This window comes from Calditerrivibrio sp. (assembly GCF_049968475.1).
Lineage (GTDB): Bacteria > Chrysiogenota > Deferribacteres > Deferribacterales > Calditerrivibrionaceae > Calditerrivibrio > Calditerrivibrio nitroreducens_A.
Genome location: NZ_JBMFQS010000030.1, coordinates 1 through 709, shown reverse-complemented (window position 1 = coordinate 709; position 709 = coordinate 1). Strand labels below are relative to the sequence as shown.

The 709-nt window shown below is 32.6% G+C and carries 2 pseudogenes; one reads left to right on the top strand and one right to left on the bottom strand.

The features are described from left to right. Positions 1-343, top strand: a pseudogene (locus tag ACP5Q2_RS09895) (hypothetical protein); the annotation flags it as partial. Positions 344-478: 135 nt separating this feature from the next. Here the strand turns inward: ACP5Q2_RS09895 and ACP5Q2_RS09890 are convergent. Next, a pseudogene (locus ACP5Q2_RS09890) lies at positions 479-709 on the bottom strand (DsbC family protein); the annotation flags it as partial.

Here is a 709-nt window from a genome sequence, read left to right as displayed (position 1 = left end):
CGATAGGAAAGGAATTGTGTATGATGTTTGGTTTCATCCAGCTAGTTATCATGAGGTAAAGTCTTTTAGGTTAAGAGTTAAAACGAGCCTATGGTTTAAGAAGTTAATCAATCTTTTTGAGGTTATAGGGGACAAAGGGTATAAGGGATGTGAAAATGTTCATGTTTGTAAAACTAAAGATGAAAGAGCTCAAAGACAGGTTATAGAAGGAGCATTTTCAAGACTTAAACAATTTAATACTTTAAGTAGATGGAGGAAAGGTATTATACTTCTTACATACTTGTATGCTTATGCAATAGGCTATAGCTTTTTCAGGTCTATTGAGGTAAATTTACGTGGTTAATTTCTCACTCAACGTATGCTTTAAATAATCTTTTACTTTACCATGTGCATGTGCAAGATACTATAAACACCGCAGATAAAAGACCTACACCAATAACGGCTTTCTTTTTCATACTGCACCTCCTAAAAAAATTTTTTAATTACCATAAATAATATCTATCAACTTATCTAACTTCTCAGAAGGAAGTATTCCTATAACCTTTAATCCTTTGTTAGGAAATACAATTGTTGGAGTTCCATTAATGCCAGATTTTATCGCAAACTCAATATTATTATCTATAACCTCCTTCCCACTTGGACAAGACTTCTCTAATCCAGATAAACCTTTCTCATCTCCCTTTAAAACACTCTCAAACGACTTACTTAT